Origin of the sequence: Actinomadura logoneensis, assembly GCF_003428695.1 — a bacterium.
Taxonomy (GTDB): domain Bacteria; phylum Actinomycetota; class Actinomycetes; order Streptosporangiales; family Streptosporangiaceae; genus Spirillospora; species Spirillospora logoneensis.
On the sequence record NZ_QURH01000847.1, the window covers coordinates 1 to 5,391 of the forward strand.

At 73.8% G+C, this 5,391-nt stretch carries 4 protein-coding genes and 2 pseudogenes; 5 read left to right on the plus strand and 1 reads right to left on the minus strand.

Going from position 1 to position 5,391, the window contains the following annotated elements:
- Positions 1-340 (minus strand): annotated as a pseudogene (locus tag DZF91_RS42320) (class I SAM-dependent methyltransferase); the annotation flags it as partial.
- Between the two features lie 303 nt (positions 341-643).
- Here DZF91_RS42320 and DZF91_RS28755 point away from each other — a divergent pair.
- The 5 genes and pseudogenes from DZF91_RS28755 to DZF91_RS28775 form a co-directional block, all read left to right on the plus strand.
- Positions 644-1,321: a sigma-70 family RNA polymerase sigma factor gene (locus tag DZF91_RS28755; protein WP_235834635.1), complete on the plus strand. Its 678-nt coding sequence runs from the start codon at positions 644-646 to the stop codon at positions 1,319-1,321.
- Between the two features lie 49 nt (positions 1,322-1,370).
- Positions 1,371-1,652: a mycothiol system anti-sigma-R factor gene (gene rsrA, locus DZF91_RS28760; protein ID WP_117360255.1), complete on the plus strand. Its 282-nt coding sequence runs from the start codon at positions 1,371-1,373 to the stop codon at positions 1,650-1,652.
- A 145-nt stretch (positions 1,653-1,797) separates the two neighbouring features.
- The gene (locus DZF91_RS28765) at positions 1,798-2,709 is read left to right on the plus strand and encodes an NAD-dependent epimerase/dehydratase family protein (RefSeq protein WP_117360256.1); all 912 of its coding nucleotides are present in this window, start codon (positions 1,798-1,800) and stop codon (positions 2,707-2,709) included.
- Between the two features lie 719 nt (positions 2,710-3,428).
- Positions 3,429-5,021: an HD-GYP domain-containing protein gene (locus tag DZF91_RS28770; RefSeq protein ID WP_328589230.1), complete on the plus strand. Its 1,593-nt coding sequence runs from the start codon at positions 3,429-3,431 to the stop codon at positions 5,019-5,021.
- Positions 5,018-5,391 (plus strand): annotated as a pseudogene (locus DZF91_RS28775) (hypothetical protein); the annotation flags it as partial. The gene DZF91_RS28770 and the pseudogene DZF91_RS28775, both read left to right, overlap by 4 nt.

A 5,391-nucleotide genomic window follows, 5' to 3' on the forward strand; every position in this document is an offset into this window, starting at 1 on the left:
CCGGCGCGATGCCGCCCCGCCCGCGTCCGTTCACCGGGACGCGCCCGCCGCCGAGGAGGTCGTCCGCCGGGAGGGCCGGCGCGGGGACGCCCGGCGGACGGTCCAGGACCTCCAGGACGGTGTGCCCGGACCGGGCGGCCTGCCGGGCGAAGCGGCCCCCGCCGCCCGACAGGTCCAGCACGCGCGCGGGTCTGCGGGGGAGCCACCGGGCGAGTTGGGCGGCGGCCACCGCCCAGTAGAACGTCCAGTAGGGGCCGAGGGCATCGCCGTCGGCCTCCCCCGAGGCGCCGGGGGCCTCGCGAAGACTGGCGATGGTGGGTTCTGGAGGCTGCGCCGGCACCGGTAGCAACGCTTTGCTCCTGTTCTCGCCGTGTATGAGCTTTCTTCCCCGCCGGCCCCGGACATCACCCTCCGTGCAGGCCGGGGGAAGGTGATCCGAACCGTCCGGAAACTTGTTCCCCGCGTCACCCCCGGTAGGGGAATCGAACCGACCATCCGTGCGTTGTCACGCACCATGACGGTCCGCACGCGTCGCGGAGCGAGGCACAGTAGTACAACGGAGGGGCGCTTGATGACCACAGCCGTCGCCGGGGCACGAAACGGTAAAACCGTGCCGCGGCCTCGGGGCTCGGCCCCCGGGGGCGTGATGCGCGCCGCCGGCCCGATATCGTCTGGGGAGTACGACGCCAAGGGGGGCGTCGCCACAGCCGAGGGGGTGGGTCTGGTAGCGGGCACCACAGAGACCGTCGAGGAGCGTCAGCAGCGCTTCCAGCGCGACGTGCTCCCGTTCTTGGACCAGTTGTACTCCGCCGCCCTGCGCATGACGCGCAACCCGGCGGACGCCGAGGACCTGGTCCAGGAGACCTTCGCGAAAGCGTTCGCGTCCTTCCACCAGTTCAAGGAGGGGACGAACCTCAAGGCCTGGCTGTATCGCATCCTGACCAACACCTTCATCAACTCCTACCGCAAGAAGCAGCGGCAGCCGCAGCAGTCGGCGACCGAGGAGATCGAGGACTGGCAGCTCGCCCGCGCCGAGTCGCACACCTCGTCCGGCCTGAAGTCGGCCGAGGCCGAGGCGCTGGAGCACCTCCCCGACTCCGACGTCAAGCGCGCCCTGCAGGACCTGCCGGAGGAGTTCCGGATCGCCGTCTACCTCGCCGATGTCGAGGGGTTCGCCTACAAGGAGATCGCCGACATCATGGGCACTCCGATCGGCACGGTGATGTCGCGGCTGCACCGCGGCCGGCGCCAGCTGCGCGGCATGCTGGAGGACTACGCTCAGGATCGTGGCCTGACGCGCGCGGGGGAGGGGTCGAAATGACCCCCCTTCCGGACCGTACCGGTGTCCGCCCCTGGAAGGTGAATGAGCGATGAGCTGCGGCGACCACCACGAGACCTCCTGCAGCGAGGTCCTCGCCCGGGTCTACACCTACCTGGACGGAGAGCTCGACGCGGGCGGCTGCGGCGAGGTGCGCGAGCACCTGGACGAGTGCGGGCCCTGCCTGCGCGAGTACGGCCTCGAGGAGGCCGTGAAGCGCCTGGTGAAGAAGGGCTGCGAGTGCGAGGCCGCCCCCGAGGACCTGCGCGCCAAGGTGCTCGGCCGGATCGAGCAGATCTGCGTCGAGCTGAAGCAGACCGACGGCTCCGTCTGACCGTCCCCGTTCCCGGCGTCCGCGTCCCCGTTCCCGGCGTCCGCGTTTCCGGCATCCCCGGCGTCTCTGGCCGCGTCCCCCGGCGCCCCTTCCCCGTCTCCGGCGAGGCCGCCGAGGGGTACCCGCACCCGAGTAGGGTGCTGGAATGCGCGTTCTGGTCACCGGCGCGGCCGGTTTCATCGGCTCCCATCTGGTAGATCGGCTTCTGGCCGACGGCAACGAGGTGGCCGGGGTGGACGACCTGTCCACCGGCCGCAACGGCAACGACGCCATCGAGCTGTGGCGGATGGACGTCGCCGACCCGGCCCTCGCGGACCGGGTCGCCGCCTTCCGGCCCGAGGTCGTCTGCCATCTCGCCGCCCAGGTCAGCGTCCGGGTGAGCGTCGGTGACCCGTTGGCCGACGCCCGCACCAACGTGGTCGGCACCGCCAACGTCCTGGAGGCCGCCCGGCTCGCCGGGGCCCGCAAGGTCGTCTTCACCTCCAGCTGCGCCGTCTACGGCGTCCCCGACGGGCTGCCCGTCCCGCCGGACGCCGAGCTGCGCCCCGCCTCCCCGTACGCCGCGTCCAAGGTGGCGGGCGAGGTGTACGCGGGCATGTACTCGGCCCTGCACGGCCTCGACCACACGATCCTGACGCTGGCGAACGTCTACGGCCCCCGGCAGACGCCCGAGGGCGAGGCCGGGGTCGTCTCCATCTTCACCGACGCCCTGCTCGCGGGCCGGCCGACCCGCGTCTACGGCGACGGCAAGCAGACCCGCGACTACGTCTACGTCCTGGACGTCGTGGACGCGTTCGCCCGCGCCACCGGCGACGGCGCGTCCGGGCTGCGCCTCAACGTCGGCACCGGCCTGCAGACCACGGACCGCGACCTGCACACCCTCGTGGCGCGGGCCGCGGGCGCCCCCGACGACCCGGCGTTCGCGCCGCCGCGTCTCGGCGACCTCCCGGCCATGGCGATCGACGCGTCCCGCACCACCGAGACCCTCGGCTGGCGCCCCCGCACCTCCCTCCCGGACGGCCTGGCCGCCACCGTCGCCTGGGCCCGGACGAGATAACCCCGCAAGAGCCGCCCGCCCCGGCGCCGTTCCCTTGCCCCGAGCCGTCCCCTTGTCCCGCGCCGTCCCCTTGCCCCGCGCCGTGCGCGGCCCGCGCTGTCCCCTTGGCCGTGCGCGCTTGCGGGCGTCCGCGTGCTCGTGCGGCACCCCAAGAGAGCGGCCGAACCATGCGATGCGGACGGGCGCATGACCGGCGCTATAGACGTGCACGTGCAGGTGCGGTGTGCGTGTACTGGCGGTGAGGGTTTCGGGCCCATCGGCGACGCTGCGTGGTAGATAGTTCACGCTTTGCTCACGATTCCCGGCATGCCTGTGTGACCTGGGTCTCTCGCGTTAGGCTTGTGCCCGGAAACAGCGACGGGAGCGCGTGCACGCCCGAGGGGCCGGTGGCGGGCTCACCCGGGCGGATCCGGGCCGCGACCGCGGTCCGGGTGAGTCCCGGATCACGGGGGGAGGCTGAGAGCCGATGTGTGCGACTCCGCAGAGGGCCGGCAACGGCCGGATCGGGCATGCCGAGGCGCCGTCGCTGATGGTGCCCAAGGGCGTGTCCTGGGCCTAGGGACGCCGACGCGTCCCGGGCCCCGGCGGCGCCCGCGTACCGTCGCGGGGGGCGTCCCCCGCACGGGCCTCCGTCCCCGCCGGGGGGACGGGGACGTCGACTCCCGGAGGGGGCGGCATTGCGTGGACTACCTCTGGCTGCCTGGGCGTACGTCTGCGGTGTGGTGGCCCTCGCGGTCGGACTCATCGGGACGGCGTCCTACGCGGAGGTGGACTGGCGAACGCTGGCCGTGCTGGCCCTGCTGTTCCTGGTCTGCGACTCCGCGCCCGCGCGGCTGAACGTCCCGAGCGCCAGGGTCTCGCTGAGCTTCGCCGCGAGCCTGGCGTCGGTCGTGCTGGTGGGCGCGGCCGGCGCGGCGCTGCTCGGCGGCTGCGCGCTGGTCACCGGGCAGCGCTTCTTCCAGCCGGTGAAGCGGCTGTTCAACGGCGCGCAGTTCGCGCTCAGCGGGTACGTCGCCGGGACGGTCTTCACCGTCCTCGGCGGACACCGCTTCGAGCCGCAGCAGGCACCGTGGGCCGAGCACGTGATCGCGCCGTTCCTGGGCGCGCTGGCCACGTTCGTGGTCGTGAACATGGCGCTGACCGCGGGCATCCTGGTGCTGTCCCGGCAGGCCGCGCCGGGCGAGCTGGCGCGCGAGTCCGGCACGGTCGTGGTCGGGTTCCTCGGGTACGGCGTGTTCGGGCTGCTCATCGCCGGGCTGTGGCCGCGCGTCGGACCCTTCGCCGCCGTCCTGGTGCTGCTGCCGCTGTTCATCGCGCGGTGGGCGTTCGAGCAGGCGCACGACCAGCGGCAGGCGCACGCGGCGACGCTGGCAGCGCTGTGCCAGGCCGTCGAGACCAAGGACTACTACACCCGCGGGCACTCCGAGCGGGTGTCGCGCGGCTCGGTGATGATCGCGCAGGAGATCGGGATGCGGCCGGACCGGGTGGAGGCGATCCGGTACGCCGGGATGCTGCACGACGTGGGCAAGCTCGGCGTCCCGACGAAGGTGCTGCGCAAGTCCGGCAAGCTCACCGAGGAGGAGTTCGCGGCCGTGCAGCTGCACCCGATGCGCGGGCTGGAGATCGTCCGGGAGATCGGCTTCCTGGACGAGGCGCTCGCCGGGATCATGCACCACCACGAGAAGATGAACGGACGCGGCTACCCCATGGGCCTGGCCGGGGACGAGATCCCCGAGTTCGCGCGGGTCATCTCGGTGGCGGACGCGTTCGACTCCATGACGTCCACCCGGTCCTACCGGGCGGCGCGCAGCATCGAGGAGGCCGTCGCGGAGCTGCGCCGCGGCATGGACGACCACTTCGACCCGGTGATGGTCGAGGCGTTCCTGCGCGCGCTGGACCGGGACGGCTGGGAGCCGCCCGCCCCGGCCCCGCCCCCGGACGACGACGTCGTCGAGACCACCCAGCAGGACCACGACGACCCGAGCGCCCCCATCCGGGTCGAGGGCGACGAGCCCGTCCCGCCGCTGCTCGCCCCGCCGCCCGCCGGTCCCGGCCTCACGCCCGCCCGGGGCGTGGGCATCCCGCCCGTGGACGGCGTGCCCACGGGTGGAATGACCACCGGTGGAATGATCACGGGCGGGACGTCCGCGAACGGCGTGGCCGCGGGAGACCTGTCCACCGGCGGCCTGCCCGCGGGCGGGTCGTCGGCCGGACGGCCGGAGGAGACCGGCGGCGGCGCGTCCGCCGGGCGTTCCGCCGAGCCGGGTGACGCGGCAGGGGAGTCCGGACCCGGCCGGACGTGGCGCCGGTGAGCGCCCCCTCACAGGAGGCCGCGCGGCGCGTGCCCGCGCAGCCGGCGGAGCGGCGGGCCTGGCAGGCGGTCGATCCGGGCCAGCTGCTGCTGGTGTCGGCCGCGGTGCTGCTGGTCATCGGCGCGCTGACGCAGGTCGCGGCGTCGGGGCTGCGGCAGCCGAACATCGCGGTGGTCTTCGGGGTGCTGATCGCGCTCGGCGAGCTGTTCCGCATGGTCATGCCCGGGAACCGGGAGGTCGCGCCGATCGCGACCGCCGGGGCCGTCGGGTACGCGCTGCTGGCCGGGGTCGGGCCGCGCGGCGCGCCGCGGGACGCGCCGTTCGGCGGCGTCCCGGCGACGCACTCGGCGCTGCAGGTGGTGGCGGTGAC